Below are 17,833 nucleotides of genomic sequence, written 5' to 3' on the forward strand. Positions count from 1 at the left end.
TTGTATAGAAGGTTGCAATATTTGTGGGCATAACGCTTTATGCTTGGGTAATAAAAAGACATGTATTGATACGGTTTTCTGTCTATGATTTATCTGGAGGCGCCTCGATAATCAGTTTACGTAGAGCTAGATTAGCGTTATCTTGAAAATGGCCAATTCATCTAATCAAGTCGCTGGCGAGTATTCAAATTCATGGTTAAACAATAAATTTAAACGGTGTAATAAAACTAAAATATTTTTTTGATTAATTAGTATTCAAAATTCAGCATCGTTCAAGAAGGGGTCTCAAATTAAAAAAAAGAACTTGAAAAAACCAATCATCAAGTCGCTGAGCTTTAGTCTTAATGCGAAAGTCATGTTTAGTGTGGCGGCTTTGATGAGCCTTTCCTTGTTATTAATGGGGGGGAGTATTTATTTTAGTAGTATGCATTTAGCGGAAAAACAAGCCCTTGGTTTATTGTTGGAGCAACAAGAGGACTATTCAGATGAAATTACAAGCGTATTAAAAAATTCGAAATCAAATTTATTAACGTTTGCCGAAATACCTGCCGTTGAAGCTACTTTAAGAACAAATCAAGACGGTGGTATTGAACCTGTATCAACGGAAGGAGCAAAGGTTTGCGCGAGTGGGTTAAATCAAGTGGTTCGGGCTTTTCTTGCGAATTATCCTAATTACCTTAGTCTTGCGTTGTTAAATGCTGAAGGGAAGGTGTTGGCGGGTGCGCTGCACTTAGCGGCTGATCAAGAAGTTATGAGGTTAGCTGATAAGGCTGTTTATTATTCAGATATTAAGCATCAACAGGCCGATGGCTTGCCTATATTAACGGTATCAACACCTATTTATATCAATGGGCAAGTGGAGGGTGTCGCCGTGGCAGAAATTTCAGCTTTGCCGTTGCTTAATTCTGCGATTGAAAAAAGAAAGGGAATTGATACTTATATTATTGATAATAAAGGTAAGTTTTGGGTTGGGCCTAATGAAATTACTGATTTTAGTGCTTACTTTTTAGCCAATGAACGACAACAAAACGAGTATGTTCTCATCAACGATAAAAGGAACAGTGTCTTAGCTGTCCACAAAATTTTATTTGATGAACAAAATCCTCAACGCTATTGGGGGGTCATTCATGAATTGCCTAAAAGTGTTGTTTTTAAGCATCTAGATCAAGCACGCGACTCGATGATTATTACCGGCTTAATGATTGTATTGCTGGCCGTTTTTTTTGCATCAATGCTTGTATCAAGAATTATTATTAATCCTATTGTTCGATTGGTAGAGGGCTGTCGTGCCGTAGGCGATAGGAACTTTTCAGTTCGGCTTGATGAAACAAGTGTTGATGATGAGTTTAAGGAATTATTTCAGGCATTTAATGAATATACCGAGCAGTCTGAGGTAATACTAAAAGAAATGAAGAAACAGGCCGATTCCAGCGCCAAGTCGTTAGAAAATGTTGTTGTTCATATGGAAGACGCGTTAATAATGATGGATGAGTTTGGAACGATTAAGTCTTGTAACCCAGCGGTGATTGATTTGTTTGGCTATGACGAAAAGGAGATGGTCGGTAACAATATCAATCTGTTGATACCAGAGCTGTTTAAGGAAGAGCATGAGAAATCTGATGCTGATTATAAGGGCACAGGCGCGTCAAAAGGAATAGAACATAATGGGGAAGTGGTTGGCCGACGAAAAAGTGGTTCAGTTTTCCCGATGGGCTTATCTATAAACGAGTATAGGGTTAATGAAGAACAGCATTTTATAGGTATCTTTCGTGACATAACGGTTAGGAAAGCGATGGAGCTGGAAATTCAGCAGACCGATGAACGTTTAAAGAAGCAATATAATAGCTATTTATCACTCAGTGATTTTGTTAGAAGGGCTTCGACCAATTTTGAGGAAGCATGTAATAAAATTTTACAAGAGTGTGCTGAAGTACTTCAGGCAGATTGGGTGGGGCTTTGGTTATTTAATAATAAGAGGGATGCGCTGTTATGTCAGAATTATTACAGCGGCAGAGAAAAATCGTATTTTACATTACCCTCATTGTTGGTGTCAGAGCATGAATATTATTTTTCTGAACTCTTAATGGAAGGCGGGTTGCTGTCTAATGAGACAACACCCTTATTATCTCATTTTCCTGAGCAAGCTCATTCTCCAGTATCTACCCTCCAGCTCCCTGTTACAAAATATAAAAGCATCGCAGGGGTGTTTAATGTTGTGAACCAAGATGAAGCACGAGTATTAAGGTCTGATGAAGCGCAATATGTTAAGTCACTATCAATGTTAGTGGAGGTCTTGCTTGAAGAAGAGAGTAGAAGGCGTGTTCAAGAGCAATTAAAAGAGACAAATAAAGAACTAGCATTGGCGAGTCAGATGAAATCGCAATTTTTGTCAAATATGAGCCATGAGCTAAGAACACCTTTGAATGCTATTATCGGTTTTTCAGAGCTCTTAAAAGGTGGTGTGCTTGGCCCATTAACGGAGGAACAGAGCCAATATTCAAAAGAAATATTTGATAGTGGTTCGCACCTATTGGACTTAATAAACGGTATTTTAGATTTATCAAAAATAGAAGCTGGGAAAGAGCAATTGGCATTAGATGAAGTCTCTATTCAGTCATTATTGCAGAGCACTGTTTATATGCTCAGGGATAAAGCGAATGCGCGTGGTATTAGTATTACAGAGGAAGTAGAGGAAAAAGTGACGGTTTGTTTGTTGGACGAGCGGAAAACAAAGCAAATTGTAATTAATCTTTTGTCCAATGCCGTTAAGTTTACTCCAAAAGGTGGCTCCATTGTTATATCGGCAACAATAGATAAGGTGCTTCATCCTGATTTTAGATTAGACGATAGCGAGTTGGCTCAGTGCGAAACTCCTTATTTAAAGTTATCTGTTAGTGATACAGGAATTGGTATATCTGAAGAGAATATTGGTAAGTTATTTCGCCGGTTCGAACAGATTGATGGCTCCTTAGCAAGGGAGTTTGAGGGAACGGGGCTAGGACTAAGTTTGGTCAAAGCAATGACTGAGCTTCATGGTGGTTTTGTCACGGTTGTATCAACACTTGGCGAAGGTTCTACCTTTAGCGTTTATTTACCATACAAAAAAGTAGACTTAGAGACTGATTATTTAGTTTAGATTGTCGGTTATTTGTTGATGTTACTGAACTTAGTTAACGCGTTTTTGAGTGATGGACGTATTGATAAAAATTGATTTGCAAGAGCTATTTAGCAATTGAGAGCTACTTCACACATATGACCACCCGCATTAAAAAAGCTTAGTTGTAACAGATAATATGGTTAGCATGCCTTTAGTAATAGTTTTTAATTACTAAAGGTGGGTGGTTGAAGAGAGGTAACCACGCTGAGGTTTAAATCGCTTAACAATCATCATCTTTATTTTAACTACAAACACTATGGGGCGGAGCTAGCGGCTGCTTGTAATGGTTCCATGATAAAACTAATAAGCCCTAAAGTGTTTATAGAAAAGATTGATGAGCTGTTAAAAATGATTCGTGAGACGTGATGATTGATACAAAAGGTTCCAAAATACTCATCGTAGATGATGAAAAAAGAAACAGGGTGTTACTCAGGAAACTGATGGAAGAAGAAGGGTATCAGATTGAAGAAGCCTCTAGTGGCAGCTTGGCGTTAGCGCAAACCAGTATGTTTTCGCCAGATTTGGTTTTATTAGATGCCATGATGCCAGAAATGGATGGTTTCGAAGTTGCGACGCAACTTAAAAGTAATGATAAAACAGAGGGTATTCCGGTGATTATGGTCACCGCTCTTGATGATCAGGCCTCTCGTGAGAAAGGGCTTTCAAGAGGGATTGAAGAGTTTATTACCAAGCCAATTAAAGCCAATGAAATTCAAATTAGAGTTCGCAATCTGCTAAGGCTGAAAATTGCGAATGATATTTTGAAGAACCATAATCATCTTCTGGACGAGAAAGTAAAAGCACGCACTCAACGGCTAAAGGCGTCATTTGAAGAGAGCATATTTTTATTAATGCGTGCCTCAGAATATAGAGATGATGAAACCGGTGCGCATGTTAAACGCATTAGTCACTATTGTAGGCGTTTAGCGGAAATGCTTGGAATGAATAAAATTTTTTGTGACACCTTGTTTTTAGCCAGTTCGATGCATGATATTGGAAAAATAGGTATACCCGATAGTGTTCTTTTAAAACCGGGCGGGTTTGAGCCTGGTGAATGGGAAATAATGAAAAGTCATACCACCATTGGCGCTGAGATTTTGAAAACAAGTGAGCATAGTTCGAGCTATATCAAAATGGGTAAAAAAGTGGCCTTATGTCATCATGAGAAGTGGGATGGAAGTGGTTACCCAAATGGTTTAAAAGGTAAGGAGATTCCACTGTCTGCTCGTATTATGGGCCTGTGTGATGTATATGATGCGTTACGAAGTGAACGGCCTTATAAAAAGGCGTTTGATCATAAAAAAGCGGTAGGTATTATAGAACATGGCGATGAGAAAATTAAGTCAGGCCATTTCGATCCGACAGTTAAAGAAAAATTTGTGGCTAATCACGAAGTATTTAATGAAATATTCGAAACCTATAAAAGCTAAGACGAAAGCGGTTTACTTTATATTGCTGGGCCAAGGCCTAGTATTTTTGAATATTCCCTAATGGGCAGATTACTTTAAAAAGTCATTAAAATGGAGCCAATGAGCGGATTCGAACCGCTGACCTACTCATTACGAATGAGCCGCTCTACCACCTGAGCTACATCGGCTTTATGGGCGAGAAAGTATAGGGAATTGTTGAAGGTGAGACAAGACGTTTACTGGTTGTTAACTTTAATAATAACTTCAACAGAGTGAAAATCAGTACCTTTGGGTAATGCGGGAAGGTTTTGAATGGTGATCTCGCCATCGTTAACATCAGTGAGTGTGTTGGTGTCTGTATTGTAGAAATGGTGATGGTGTTTGGTATTAGTATCGTAGAAGACTTTGTTAGGGTCAATAATCACCTCACGTAATAAGCCTTTATTAGCAAACAAGCCGAGGGTGTTGTAAACGGTTGCTTTTGAAACGGGTTGTTGCCCTTGATTAATGGTTGATAAAATTTGGTCGGCGCTCACGTGCTGTTGTTTCTTAAACAGAAAATTAGCGATTTTAATGCGTTGTTGAGTGGGCGTAATGCCATGCGCATTAAGTAAGTATTTAACGTGTTGTTCGCCTGTTTTTTCAGCCATTATCATCACCTTGATCTCTTGGTCTCAGTATAGCACAAGGTTTTTAGTGGGTAGTTAACGCTGTAATTGGTAGGGTGTTGGGTCTATTTTACAGCGTCTATTTAACAAAATATCGCTCATTAATTCGGCACTTGCCGGTGCTGTAACAATACCATTTCGATAATGCCCAGCATTGAGACTTAGGTTGCTGAGAGGGGCGACTCTACAAATATAAGGGATGCTGTTGGGTGAAGCAGGTCGAAGCCCAGCCCAGTGTGCATCAGGTTCAATGCTTGCTAAGGCGGGGTATAACTGTTGGGAAAAATGCTTAAGTTCGTCGAAAGCGGCCTGTGTGGTACTGGCATCGAATTGAGTGTATTCGCGTGTGCTGCCAACGACAATTCGCTTATCTTTCCTAGGAATAATATAACGGTTGCCATCCATGACCATGCATAGGTTGGTGATATCTGTTGGTGGGAAACAGATCATTTGACCTTTAACAGGCTTGATATCTGGTTGCGGGCAAAGCTTGGGTACTAATTGTGTACTCCAAGCGCCTCCACAAAGGATGTATTCATTAGCGCTAAGAGTAGTTTTTCCAATCTCGGCACCTGTAACGGCATAATCAGTATGCTGTAATTTTGTTACTTCTTGGTCGTTATAAAATGAGACACCGTTAAGCGTTAAATACTGGGTTAACGCAGCTGACAGTTTGTGGGGCCGGATGGTGGCAACGTCTGGCCGGTAAATGGCAGATTCTGTAAAGGGCGCTAAGTGCTCGAATTGGCTGTTGAGCTCTTCGACAGATAACACTTCAACGGGTGAATTATTTTGTTCGCACCATTGGATAGCCTGAGGCAGTTCATTATCCTCAAGTACTAACATGCCAGATAATAACCATTCTGGATCTATTCCTGTTTGATCACGAAGCTCGATGGAAAGTTGCTGATAGACCGACTGGCTAAGTGAGCTGATTGCATTAACAGGTTCGGAATATAACCAAGGCCGCATCGGGGATAAAATGCCACCGGCTGCCCAAGTAGCTTGTTGGCCGCGACTGTTTTTATCAACCACCGCAACCTTTGCCCCCGCTTGCTGTAGTTCCTTAGCTGTTAATAAACCAAGTAGGCCGCCGCCAATAATAAGAAAATCGAACATAATGAAGTGGGGTTTTAAAAAGCCGTAGTATAGCGTAGTCTAACTTGATATTTGCTGAGCCTGATCAGCTTTTAAGTGATGAAAACGAAGGATGTTAATATTGAAAACGTTGTACCCTGAGATTGAACCCTTTGCCCATGAATGGCTTGATATGGGGGATGGGCATGAAGTGTATCTTGAGCAAGTAGGTAACCCTAAAGGGGTGCCGGTTATTTTTTTGCACGGTGGGCCAGGTTCAAGTTGTAAGGCGCATCATCGCTGCTTTTTTAACCCTAATAAATACCATATTATTTTGATGGATCAGCGCGGTGCTGGCCGTTCGAGACCCTTGGGGCGGTTGAAAAACAATACAACGAATCATTTATTACAAGATATGGAGTTGATTCGTAAAAAACTGGCCATTGAAAAATGGTTGCTGTTTGGTGGCTCTTGGGGCGCAACATTAAGCTTGTTGTATGCCCAACAATATGCAAATAATGTATTGGGGTTGGTTTTACGAGGTACATTTTTAGCACGTTCTAAAGATGCAGATTGGTTTCTTAAAGAGGGTGTGAACAGGTTATACCCTGAAGCGTGGCAGCGTTTTACGGGCCATATTTCAAGCAATGAACGTAAAGATGTGTTGAAGGCATATTATCATCGTTTAAGTATTGATGATGAGCAGGTCCTTCAAGAAACAACCCGTGAGTGGGATGCATGGGGTGGTGCTGTGGTGTTAGGTGATGATTTTAAGGCAGAAGCGTTGGATGGAGCGGTGCCTGAAAAAGCCATCGCGCAAGCACGTATCGAAACGCACTACGCGATGAATAACTACTATATTCGAGAAAATCAAATTTTGGATAATGCTATTCGCATACAAGAGATACCCTGCACTATTATCCACGGCCAAAAAGATTTTATGTGTCCGATTGAGTCGTCATTTTCGTTGGCGCAAGCACTTCCTCTTGCACAGTTTATCCGTCTGCCAAATTCAACGCATTTAGCGCATGGTGATGAAATGATTGATGCGTTGGTGTCGGCGACTGATCAATTTGTATGATCCTGTCAGACAAAACTGCGTATTAATAGATAATCACCGAGCGAATACTTTTTCCTTGGTGCATTAAATCAAAGGCACGGTTAATGTCGTTTAAGGGCATGGTATAGGTGACCATTTCATCTATTTTAATTTCCCCGCGAAGGTATTTTTCAACATAATCGGGTAGTTCGCTGCGACCTTTAACGCCTCCAAAAGCCGTACCGCGCCAAACCCTGCCTGTGACCAGCTGGAATGGGCGAGTGGATATTTCTTGTCCTGCACCCGCTACGCCAACAATAACAGACTCACCCCAGCCTTTATGGCAACACTCTAGCGCAGAGCGCATGGTGTTAACATTGCCGATACATTCAAATGAGTAATCAACACCGCCATCGGTCATGTCGACAAGAACATCTTGAATAGGCTGATCAAAATGCTTCGGGTTAATACAATCTGTTGCACCGAGTTGTTTGGCAAATTCGAACTTATCTTCATTGATATCAATAGCGATAATCCGTTCAGCATTCGCAATAACAGCACCTTGAATAGCACTTAGACCAATACCACCTAAGCCAAAAATAGCGACAGTACTACCCGGTTCTACTTTGGCGGTGTTGAGCACAGCGCCGATACCCGTAGTGACACCGCAACCTAATAAACAAACCTTGTCTAACGGCGCTGCTTTGTTTATTTTAGCGAGTGATATTTCTGGTAAAACCGTGTATTCGGCAAAAGAGGAGGTGCCCATGTAATGGTATATTGCTTGTCCATTTTTGGAAAAGCGAGAGGTGCCATCAGGCATTAATCCTTTGCCCTGAGTGACTCGAATGGCTTGGCACAAATTGGTTTTGCCCGATAAGCAAAATTTGCATTGCCCACATTCTGGTGTGTACAACGGAATAACGTGGTCACCTACTTGTACTGAGGTGACGCCTGGGCCAATTTCTTCAACGATGGCACCAGCCTCATGGCCTAATACGGCAGGGAAAATGCCCTCAGGGTCATCGCCGGATAAGGTAAACGCATCGGTATGACAAACACCCGCGGCGACGTTTCGAATTAACACTTCTCCATGTTTTGGTCCGTCTAAGTTAATGTCTTCTATGGATAATGGTTGACCTGCTTTCCAGGCAACAGCAGCGGTTACTTTCATGGGTGTTCCTTGGGTTGGGGTTAGTGATTAAATTGTTTAGAGTTTTTGCTGTTTCTAAATAATAGTGGCTGCTCAGTTAGTTGAGTAGCTTGTTTAATAGCATCGGTTACTAGGTAGTGTTGTGTTGATAAGTCACAAACAGGGTCTGCGTTTGTTGCATCACCGGTTAATAAAAAGGCTTGGCAATGACAGCCGCCAAAGTCTTTATCTTTTTCAGAACAACTTCTACACGGTTCTTTCATCCAGTCATCGCCACGAAAGTAGTTGAAGGCTACAGAGTGATTCCAAATGTCACTTATTGAGAAGTCTTTAACATTTGGGCAATCAAAGTTAGGCAGTTGACGAGCAGAATGACAAGGTAATGCCGCACCATCTGGCGCAATGGTTAAAAAGGTGGTTCCCCAGCCGTTCATGCAAGCTTTTGGGCGGTTTTCGTAGTAATCAGGTATGACGTAATAAATTTTCATCTTGCCTTGTTGAGAGCGTTGGTATTCGTTAGCAATTTTTTCAGCGTCTTGAAGTTGTTCTTGCGTTGGCATTAGTTGATCGCGGTTGTGATGCGCCCAACCATAATACTGTGTGTTTGCTAGTTCTACAAAGTCGGCGCCTAAGTCAATCGCCATCTCTAGAATATCCCTCATTTGATGAATGTTTTCGCGGTGTAATACAACGCATAACACCATTGGGTAACCATGTTTCTTAACTAATTTAGCCACGGATTTTTTATCGTCGAAGCTTTCTGTGCCAGCAATAAAGTCATTTAATTCTTTTGAGCTGGCTTGAATGCTGATTTGAATGTGGTCTAAACCAGCGTCTTTTAACTCGATAATTTTAGCCTCATCCATCTTGTAGCCGGAGGTGATGAGGTTGGTGTAATAACCGAGTTGGTGTGAATAGTTAACCAGTTCTGCTAGGTCTTTCCTAACCAGCGGCTCGCCGCCTGAAAAGCCCAGCTGTACGGCACCCATTTCGCGAGACTGCTTCAGCACACGTTTCCATTCATTGGTCGATAATTCAGCTGAGAAATTTTTGTAGTCCAAGGGGTTAGAACAGTATGGACACTGTAATGGGCAAGCGTAAGTTAGCTCTGCAAGCAACCAGCGAGGTGGGCTAGGTGTTTTGGGTAATCCAGCCATTATTGAGCGCGGTAGTTAAGAAATGGGTAATATCGTTTTTAATACCCGTTGTTGAAAATTTTACTTCAAGTACTGAAACAATATCGTCAAGTGTGTGCTGGCCATCGCAGAGGCTTAAAATTTCAGCAGAGCTTTGGTTTAACTCAATAAGCCCTTCAGGGTAGAGCAACACAAACATATTTTGTGCTTCTTCCCATTGCAAGCGGTAGCTTGTTAACAACTGAAAGGGCTCAGTGAGTTGCAGGCTCATGATTCAACAGTAAAGTAAGGTGGCATTTCATGAACATAAGCCAAGTGCATTGCATCAGCCATGGTCCATAGAATATCCAGTTTGAATTTTAAAATACGAATCATTTTTTCTTGTTGTTCACGGGTTTTATACCAGCTTAGGGTGATGCGTAGGCCATGCTCAACATCACGGCGGGCTTCGCTTAAACGTTTTTGAAAGTAGCTCAGCCCTTTTGGGTCAATCCAAGGGTAATGCGCTGGCCAATTATCTAACCGTTGTTGGTGAATTTTTGGTGCAAATAATTCTGTTAATGAAGAGCTAGCAGCCTCGTGCCAATCGGCTCTACGTGCAAAATTAACATAGGCATCAACAGCAAAGCGAACGCCCGGTAAAACATGTTCTTCAGACAAGACTTCTTCACGTGTTAAACCTACTGCTTCCGCCAATTGCAACCAGGCTTCAATGCCACCAGCTTCACCAGGCGCGCCATCGTGATCAATAATTCGTTGAACCCACTGCGCGCGGGTATCACGGTCTGGGCAGTTTGCCATAATTGCCGCGTCCTTTAATGGAATGTTAACTTGGTAATAGAATCGGTTAGCTACCCAGCCACGAATTTGCTCTTTAGATAACGCACCTTCGTGCATCATCACATGGTAAGGGTGGTTGATATGGTAAAAACGCTCCATATCGCGAATGCGTGTTTCAAATTCTTGCAGTGACCAAGGTGCTTTTTCTGTCATATTATAGTTCGATATTCATAGTGTCATACGACACCTCAATGCCGTGTTGGGTCAGTATATCGCGTTCCTCAGACTCTTCATTCAAAATAGGGTTAGTGTTGTTGATATGAATTAAAATTTTGCGCGGCTTTTCAAGGGTATCTAGAAACTCAATCATGCCACCTTTGCCAAATTGCGGTAAGTGCCCAATTTTTCTAGCCAATAAGGGTCTACCAACGGAAGCAAGTTCATCATCTGACCAGAAAGTACCATCAACCAATACACAATCAGCGTCCTTCATTGCTTGTTCAACGTGTGCTTCTATTTTACCTAATCCAGGTGCATAGAAGGTTGTTTTGCCGGTGGAGATTTGCCGAATAATCATACCGATATTATCTCCCTCGTGTGGGTCATTACGATGGGGTGAATAAGGCGGCGCTTTGCTTTTTAACGGCAAGGCGGTGAACTCTAAATCTTGAATATTGGGAATTATAAACGCATCACCATTTAATGGAATGATGTGCTCTTCAACACCACAAAAGTGTTCCAAAATGTTAAAAATTGGAAAACCGGTTGTTAGGTCTTGCCTTACCATCTCGGTACAATAAATGGTTAATGGGTCGCCTTCGCGTAAAATCAATAACCCTGTAGCGTGATCAATTTGAGAATCAAACATCACAATGGCTTCAATACCGGTGCCACGTACTTTATTTTTTGGGTGTATTTCAGGAAAGCTCTCTAATTGAGCGCGAACGTCAGGCGACGCGTTAAATAAAGCCCAGTGTTCACCGTCAGATGAAACGGCAATGGAGGATTGGTTTCGTGCAGTGGCTTTAATCGTGCCTGCTCGAAGTGCCTTACAATTGGGGCAGCTACAATTCCATTGTGGAAAACCACCACCGGCACCTGAGCCTAAAATACGAATTTGCATATTAAATAATGGACCTTAATGAGTGCTGATAAATAAAAAAGGGGCTCCTATTGGAACCCCTTGTGTATCTGTAAATTTGTTATTTATCGGTTGTAAATGTACATCGTTACTTCAAAACCGAAACGTAAGTCTTTGTATGTTGGCGTTTCCCACTTCATGTTGGATCTCCTGCGGTTATATTTTTTTAATATTTATTATAATTAATGGTGCGCTGAATGAATCTAAGTATAAGTTTTCTGCGGCTGAATGCAAGTGCTTGTATTTCCTTGCTGTAAAGCATTACCGCGATTGTGTTTATCACTTAAAACGCTTGCCAGCTGCTCAAGCGTTATGAGGTAGCTGGGCACTACGCTGATTGCTCACTAGAATCGGCGAGTAAAGATGCTTTTATCGCGCTAGCTCATGATTTAGGGCAGGGGCATAGAGCTGCGCCTTACTTTTTTGCTAGTTGTTAGACGCGGGTATTAGCCTATTTTGTTACAAGCCATAAAGCATGAGCAACACCAGGAATATAAAATACTAAACACAGCAGGATATTGATAATAAGGTCTTTGCCGGCCCCCTTTTTAAGAAATACAGCGATGGGGGGAAGGAATATAGCCAAAATTATTTGTACGATTTTGTTATCCATTTTATAACCTCAATTTAAAAATTTAGTTAACTTAACGGCCCAACCTTATCTATTTTAAGTGTCTAACAACCATTGTCGCTCAGTGGACAATCGTTAGTCGTATTAAGCCGCTTTATCCATATAGTATGTGTACGGTTTAAATAATAAAGCAATTTGAGTCGATGTGATAGGCGTGCCGTTGTTTTATGCGTCTTAGGCTATAAAAGGGCTAATGAAATGTCATTGGTTATGTTAATGTTTTTAATAAGCAATAGATTAGCTTTAAGAATTTGAGCAGGTAGGGCAATTTGGATTGCGAGGTAGTTGCATGCTCTGCCACTGCATTGATAGCGCATCAAGCAATAAAACGCGGCCTTGTAAGGATTGGCCGGCACCTGTGAGTACTTTAAGGGTTTCAAGCGCTTGTGTACTACCGATGATGCCAGTAATGGGTGCGATGACGCCATTTTCTGAACAGTTTTGAGCAACCGATCCGTCACGTGGGTAGAGGCAGTTATAGCATGGGCAGGTTGCATCGCGGGCATCAAAGACGGAAATTTGCCCCTCAAACCGAATTGCCGCGCCAGAGACTAAGGGCGTTTTAGCGGCAACACAGGCATCGTTAATGGCAAAGCGGGTTTCAAAATTGTCACAGCAATCGACAACAATATCAGCGAATTCAACTTGTGCTAATAACTCATCGCCTTCTAACTTTTTATTGATGGCGGTGATTTCAATCATGGGGTTGATTTGCTGAAAGGACTGTTTTGCTGATTCAACCTTTGGTTGACCAATGTGCTTAGTAGTGTGGGCGATTTGGCGTTGTAAATTAGATAGGTCTACTTCGTCAAAGTCACTAATGACCATGTGACCGATGCCAGCGGCAGCAAGGTAAAGTCCAACTGGGCTACCGAGACCGCCCATGCCGATGATAAGGACCCGTGCATCCAATAAAGCTTGTTGTCCTTCAATATCAATTGAAGGCAGCATGATTTGTCGGCTGTATCTAAGAAGTTGTTCGTCATTCATGGTCAGCTGTATAGGTTATTGTTGCCAATAATTATGGTAACTGAGTTTTATGATTATTAACCATAAGTTTCGTAGAAGATAAGCAAAAGACGCTTATTTGTTGGTTCAGCAGGTAGGCTGAGGCGACAGTAGTTAAGCATTTTTATGCTGCAGTCTTCAAACTTTTAAAAAAGCCATAAAATTTTTCATATTATGGGGTTGATTTAGTTGAACATCACCCCATATCTATGGGGCTAGCCATAATGGCTATATCAATATTAAACAATAGGAGATTCAATAAATGAACTTACGTCCATTAGGTGATCGCGTCATTATTAAACGCGTTGAAGAAGAAGCGGTTAGTGCAGGCGGTATCGTGCTTCCAGATTCGGCAAAAGAAAAACCAAGTCAAGGCAACATTGTTGCTGTGGGTAATGGTGCTATCAATAGTAAAGGTGATGTTCAGCCGATGTCTGTAAAGGTTGGCGATAACGTGATGTTTGGCAAATATTCCGGTACTGAAGTTGAAGTAGGCGGTGAAGAATTATTGGTGATGAGCGAAGGCGACATCATTGCAGTTGTTGAATAATTTAAAGTTTATTTAGAGAAAGGAAAAGAAACATGGCAAAGCAAGTTAAATTTGGTGATGATGCACGCAGCCTAATGGTTGAAGGTGTAAACACACTAGCAAAAGCAGTTAAAGTAACATTAGGACCTAAAGGCCGTAATGTTGTGTTAGACAAAGGCTTCGGCGGCCCAACTATCACTAAAGATGGTGTGTCGGTTGCAAAAGAAATCGAATTAAAAGACAAGTTCCAAAACATGGGCGCGCAAATGGTAAAAGATGTTGCCGCTAAAACATCTGATGTTGCCGGTGATGGAACAACAACTGCAACAGTGTTGGCTCAAGCTATTCTTACTGAAGGCTTGAAATCTGTCGCAGCGGGTATGAACCCAATGGATTTAAAGCGTGGTATTGATAAGGCGGTTGTTGCTGCAGTTAATGCAATTAAAGACTTATCAGTGCCTTGTGCTGATACCAAAGCAATTGCTCAAGTAGGTACAATTTCTGCTAACTCTGATGAATCCGTCGGTAAAATCATTGCTGAAGCAATGGACAAAGTGGGTAAAGAAGGCGTTATTACTGTCGAAGAAGGGTCTGGTTTAGAAAACGAATTAGACGTCGTTGAAGGTATGGAATTTGATCGTGGTTACTTGTCACCTTACTTCATCAACAATCAAGAAAGCATGAGTGTTGATATGGAAGACCCTTTCATTTTATTACACGATAAAAAAATCTCAAATATCCGTGATTTGCTTCCAACTCTAGAGGCCGTTGCAAAAGCAGGTCGTCCATTATTAATTATCGCAGAAGACATTGAAGGCGAAGCATTAGCAACCTTAGTTGTTAATAATATGCGCGGTATCGTAAAAGTAGCGGCTGTTAAAGCACCTGGCTTTGGCGATCGTCGTAAAGCAATGTTAGAAGACATTGCGATTTTAACAGGCGGTACTGTTATTGCTGAAGAAGTTGGTTTAACACTTGAAAAAGCAACGTTAGAAGACTTGGGTTCTGCAAAACGTGTAACGATTACTAAAGACAGTACAGTTGTTGTTGACGGTGCAGGTCAAGCGGCAGACATTGAAGCACGTGTAGCACAAATTCGCTCACAAGCTGAAGAAGCAAGTTCTGATTATGACAAAGAAAAACTTCAAGAGCGTATGGCTAAACTAGCTGGTGGTGTTGCTGTTATTAAAGTAGGCGCAACAACAGAAGTTGAAATGAAAGAGAAAAAAGCGCGTGTAGAAGACGCATTACATTCAACACGTGCTGCGGTTGAAGAAGGTGTTGTACCGGGTGGTGGTACTGCATTAATTCGTGTTTTAGAGGCTGCAAGCAAAGCTGAAGGTCTGAACCATGATCAAGATATCGGTATTAAAATTGCGTTACGCGCAATGGAAGCACCATTACGTCAAATTGTAACCAATGCTGGTGAAGAAGCATCCGTTGTACTTCAAGCGGTTAAGCAAGGCACTGGAAACGAAGGATACAATGCGGCCACTGGTGAATATGGCGACATGATTGAAATGGGAATTCTTGACCCTGCAAAAGTAACGAGAACAGCGCTTCAAAATGCTGCGTCTATTGCGGGCTTGATGATTACGACAGAAGCTATGATTACCGATGAGCCTGAAGAAGCCGGTGCTGGCGCAGGTGCAATGCCAGATATGGGCGGCATGGGCGGTATGGGTGGAATGGGTGGAATGGGCGGCATGATGTAAATCATCCGCATATTTCGCTAATACTGGTTCGTAGCGTTTTAAAAAGCCTGAAAGTGGTTCACTTTCAGGCTTTTTTTATGCTTAAGCGGTTAAAAAAGTGCTGTGAGTAGACGTAGAAGCCTTTAGAGCCTAGGTCTAAAGCTTTTTAAAATTGTCTGGCTCTTCCCTGCTTTAAATTTTTCTTGATTCTTCCCTTTACCGAAAACAAGCCTGTGTTTTAGCTTACCTGTGAAACCAACGGATAATCGGTATAACCTTTGCTGCTTGAGGCATAAAAGGTTGTTGGGTCAGGTGTGTTGAGAGGGGCGTTGTTTCGAAACCTTTCTACCAGATCCGGGTTCGCAATATAGAGTTGGCCAAAGGCGACTGCATCTGCTTGATTTGAGTTTAATACAGCACTGGCGCTTTCTTTTGTGAACCCTTGGTTGGCAATGTAAACGCCGCCAAAAGCTTTTTTTAATGTAGGGCCGAACCAATCATCACTGTAGGCCTCGCGCGAGCAGATAAAGGCAATTTTTCGTTTACCCAGCTCTTTTGCAACATAGCTAAAGGTGCCTAGTAAGTTGGAATCGCCCATGTCGTGTGCATCCCCTTTTGGAGCCAAGTGCATCCCCACTTTGTCTGCACCCCAGACGGAAATAACAGCATCGGTCACGTCCAACATAAATCGAGCACGATTTTCTATACTGCCACCGTATATATCTGTTCTATGGTTGGTGCTGTCCTGAAGAAACTGGTCCAGTAAGTAACCATTCGCACCATGAATTTCTACGCCATCAAAGCCTGCCTTTTTAGCGTTTTCAGCCCCAGTGCGAAACTGCTCTACGATGTCTTGGATCTCATTTAGTTCCAACGCATGTGGTGTGACAAAAGGTTTTTCTGGGCGAATTAAACTAACGTGGCCTTTGGGTTGAATGGCGCTAGGGGCCAGTGGTAATTGACCATCGAGGAACATCGGGTCAGAGATTCGCCCAACATGCCATAATTGCATAATGATTCTTCCGCCTGCTGAATGTACCGAGTCGGTAACCTTTTTCCAAGCTTCAACCTGTTCATCGGACCAAATGCCGGGTGTGTCTGCGTAGCCAACGCCCATGGGTGAGACGGCTGTCGCTTCGCTGATAATTAAACCAGCTGAGCTGCGTTGTACATAATACTCAATCATCAATTCGTTAGGAATACGGCTGCTTCCTGAACGTGAGCGGGTAAGGGGGGACATGATAATACGGTTTGGTAGCTCAAGCGCACCAACCTTTATGGGGTCAAATAAATCAGCCATCTGTTTCTCCTGATAAGGTGAGTAATCGGTTTTAAAAGATTTTAGCATTGTTCAAAGCGATTAAATAAAACTTACAGCACGCTTTGCTAGCTTGTTTGTTAGCATTAATGCTGTTTTTGAGGGCTACCAAGGTTGATTTAACAGTCGGTTATTTAAATCGACAAGGCGTTATTTTCAATGAAAAAATGAGGAGCGGCAATTTCTTGTAGAAAGCAGTTCTCAAAGATATCAGGCTTTCGTTGATTCAGGCCATACTGCTTTATAGGTCAAGCTAATAGAGAGTGGTTTCGCTTAAGCAAAACCCAAGGGAGTGATACACTTCGCTTGTTGAATATTACTTGGAGAGGTAGATGTATGGCGGGTCATAGTAAGTGGGCGAATATTCGTTTTCGTAAAGGCGCACAAGATGCGAAACGAGGCAAATTATTTACTAAGCTTATTCGTGAAATCACCGTTGCAACCAAAGCAGCAGGCCCTGACCCAGATAATAACCCTCGATTAAGAGCCGCTGTAGACAAAGGCCTATCTAATAATATGAAGCGGGACACCATCGAGACGGCGATTAAAAAAGGCAGTGGTACAACTGATTCAGAGAATTTCGATGAGATCCGTTATGAAGGGTATGGTCCTGCAGGAATAGCGATTATCGTCGATTGTTTAACCGATAATAAGAATAGAACGGTTGCTGAAGTGCGTCACGCCTTTAGTAAAGCAGGTGGTAACTTAGGGACCAGTGGATCGGTTGATTACATGTTTCAAAAACTTGGCGTGATTAGCTTGTCGAGTCAGTTAGATGAAGATCGTTTGATGGATGCCGCTATAGAGGCGGGTGCGGATGACGTTATTACACATGATGACGGATCGTTTGAGGTGTTGACGCCAGCAGAAGATTTTATGATGGTGCGTGATGCCTTGGTTGAATCGGGTTTTCCGTATGAGCATGCCGAGGTAACGTTGCGGGCAGATAATTTATCGCCGGTGAATGAAAAAGATGCCGAAAAGGTATTGCGATTGTTAGATGTGTTGGAGGATTTGGACGATGTGCAAAACGTTTATTCAAATGCAGATTATCCAGATGAAATAATGAACAGCGCTGAGTAAGTATAGTTAG

17 protein-coding genes and 1 tRNA gene are annotated in these 17,833 nt (G+C 41.9%); 6 read left to right on the forward strand and 12 right to left on the reverse strand.

What is annotated here, in order from left to right; translation table 11 throughout:
- Window positions 1-376: 376 nt before the first annotated feature.
- Window positions 377-3,136 (forward strand): HAMP domain-containing histidine kinase, encoded by a 2,760-nt coding sequence (locus CYCPU_RS0102270; protein ID WP_020161818.1) that lies wholly within the window; start codon window positions 377-379, stop codon window positions 3,134-3,136.
- Window positions 3,137-3,522: 386 nt separating this feature from the next.
- Complete coding sequence (locus CYCPU_RS0102275) at window positions 3,523-4,587, forward strand: HD domain-containing phosphohydrolase (protein WP_020161819.1); 1,065 nt, start codon at window positions 3,523-3,525, stop codon at window positions 4,585-4,587.
- A gap of 91 nt (window positions 4,588-4,678) precedes the next feature.
- Here the strand turns inward: CYCPU_RS0102275 and CYCPU_RS0102280 are convergent.
- The 3 genes from CYCPU_RS0102280 to CYCPU_RS0102290 form a co-directional block, all read right to left on the reverse strand.
- Window positions 4,679-4,754, reverse strand: a tRNA-Thr gene (locus tag CYCPU_RS0102280).
- 48 nt (window positions 4,755-4,802) lie between these two features.
- The gene (locus CYCPU_RS0102285; protein ID WP_015005265.1) at window positions 4,803-5,216 is read right to left on the reverse strand and encodes a Fur family transcriptional regulator; all 414 of its coding nucleotides are present in this window, start codon (window positions 5,214-5,216) and stop codon (window positions 4,803-4,805) included.
- 54 nt (window positions 5,217-5,270) lie between these two features.
- Window positions 5,271-6,353 (reverse strand): NAD(P)/FAD-dependent oxidoreductase, encoded by a 1,083-nt coding sequence (locus CYCPU_RS0102290; RefSeq protein WP_020161820.1) that lies wholly within the window; start codon window positions 6,351-6,353, stop codon window positions 5,271-5,273.
- 91 nt (window positions 6,354-6,444) lie between these two features.
- Between CYCPU_RS0102290 and pip the strand changes: the two genes are divergently transcribed.
- Complete coding sequence (gene pip, locus CYCPU_RS0102295; protein WP_020161821.1) at window positions 6,445-7,392, forward strand: prolyl aminopeptidase; 948 nt, start codon at window positions 6,445-6,447, stop codon at window positions 7,390-7,392.
- A gap of 22 nt (window positions 7,393-7,414) precedes the next feature.
- On the opposite strand, the gene CYCPU_RS0102300 is transcribed toward pip, so the two are convergent.
- From CYCPU_RS0102300 to CYCPU_RS0102330, 8 genes are all read right to left on the reverse strand, one after another.
- Window positions 7,415-8,524, reverse strand: coding sequence for an S-(hydroxymethyl)glutathione dehydrogenase/class III alcohol dehydrogenase (locus tag CYCPU_RS0102300; protein WP_015005268.1), 1,110 nt, complete (start codon window positions 8,522-8,524; stop codon window positions 7,415-7,417).
- A gap of 20 nt (window positions 8,525-8,544) precedes the next feature.
- A complete protein-coding gene (gene pqqE, locus CYCPU_RS0102305) occupies window positions 8,545-9,660 on the reverse strand; it encodes a pyrroloquinoline quinone biosynthesis protein PqqE (protein ID WP_026362558.1) in 1,116 nt (371 codons plus the stop codon).
- Window positions 9,635-9,910 (reverse strand): pyrroloquinoline quinone biosynthesis peptide chaperone PqqD, encoded by a 276-nt coding sequence (gene pqqD, locus CYCPU_RS0102310; RefSeq protein ID WP_015005270.1) that lies wholly within the window; start codon window positions 9,908-9,910, stop codon window positions 9,635-9,637. The genes pqqE and pqqD overlap by 26 nt, the downstream gene beginning before the upstream one ends.
- Window positions 9,907-10,632 carry a pyrroloquinoline-quinone synthase PqqC gene (gene pqqC / locus CYCPU_RS0102315; protein WP_020161822.1) on the reverse strand — a complete coding sequence of 242 codons (726 nt, stop codon included), beginning with the start codon at window positions 10,630-10,632 and terminating at the stop codon, window positions 9,907-9,909. Before pqqC ends, pqqD begins: the two co-directional genes overlap by 4 nt.
- A 1-nt stretch (window position 10,633) precedes the next feature.
- Window positions 10,634-11,542: a pyrroloquinoline quinone biosynthesis protein PqqB gene (pqqB, locus tag CYCPU_RS0102320; protein ID WP_020161823.1), complete on the reverse strand. Its 909-nt coding sequence runs from the start codon at window positions 11,540-11,542 to the stop codon at window positions 10,634-10,636.
- Window positions 11,543-11,625: 83 nt separating this feature from the next.
- Window positions 11,626-11,700 (reverse strand): pyrroloquinoline quinone precursor peptide PqqA, encoded by a 75-nt coding sequence (pqqA, locus tag CYCPU_RS11880; protein ID WP_016389867.1) that lies wholly within the window; start codon window positions 11,698-11,700, stop codon window positions 11,626-11,628.
- A 311-nt stretch (window positions 11,701-12,011) separates the two neighbouring features.
- Window positions 12,012-12,173 (reverse strand): YqaE/Pmp3 family membrane protein, encoded by a 162-nt coding sequence (locus CYCPU_RS11885; protein ID WP_015005273.1) that lies wholly within the window; start codon window positions 12,171-12,173, stop codon window positions 12,012-12,014.
- A gap of 261 nt (window positions 12,174-12,434) precedes the next feature.
- The gene (locus CYCPU_RS0102330; RefSeq protein ID WP_026362559.1) at window positions 12,435-13,181 is read right to left on the reverse strand and encodes a HesA/MoeB/ThiF family protein; all 747 of its coding nucleotides are present in this window, start codon (window positions 13,179-13,181) and stop codon (window positions 12,435-12,437) included.
- Window positions 13,182-13,461: 280 nt separating this feature from the next.
- Here CYCPU_RS0102330 and groES point away from each other — a divergent pair, with 280 nt between their 5' ends.
- Window positions 13,462-13,749 carry a co-chaperone GroES gene (gene groES, locus CYCPU_RS0102335; RefSeq protein ID WP_015005275.1) on the forward strand — a complete coding sequence of 96 codons (288 nt, stop codon included), beginning with the start codon at window positions 13,462-13,464 and terminating at the stop codon, window positions 13,747-13,749.
- Between the two features lie 32 nt (window positions 13,750-13,781).
- Window positions 13,782-15,443: a chaperonin GroEL gene (gene groL / locus CYCPU_RS0102340; protein WP_015005276.1), complete on the forward strand. Its 1,662-nt coding sequence runs from the start codon at window positions 13,782-13,784 to the stop codon at window positions 15,441-15,443.
- A gap of 217 nt (window positions 15,444-15,660) precedes the next feature.
- On the opposite strand, the gene CYCPU_RS0102345 is transcribed toward groL, so the two are convergent.
- On the reverse strand, window positions 15,661-16,722 hold the full coding sequence (locus CYCPU_RS0102345) for an alkene reductase (RefSeq protein WP_016389865.1): 1,062 nt from the start codon (window positions 16,720-16,722) through the stop codon (window positions 15,661-15,663).
- A gap of 354 nt (window positions 16,723-17,076) precedes the next feature.
- Between CYCPU_RS0102345 and CYCPU_RS0102350 the strand changes: the two genes are divergently transcribed.
- Complete coding sequence (locus CYCPU_RS0102350) at window positions 17,077-17,823, forward strand: YebC/PmpR family DNA-binding transcriptional regulator (RefSeq protein WP_020161825.1); 747 nt, start codon at window positions 17,077-17,079, stop codon at window positions 17,821-17,823.
- The last annotated feature ends 10 nt before the right edge of the window (window positions 17,824-17,833 follow it).

It is taken from the genome of Cycloclasticus pugetii PS-1 (assembly GCF_000384415.1).
Classification (GTDB): domain Bacteria; phylum Pseudomonadota; class Gammaproteobacteria; order Methylococcales; family Cycloclasticaceae; genus Cycloclasticus; species Cycloclasticus pugetii.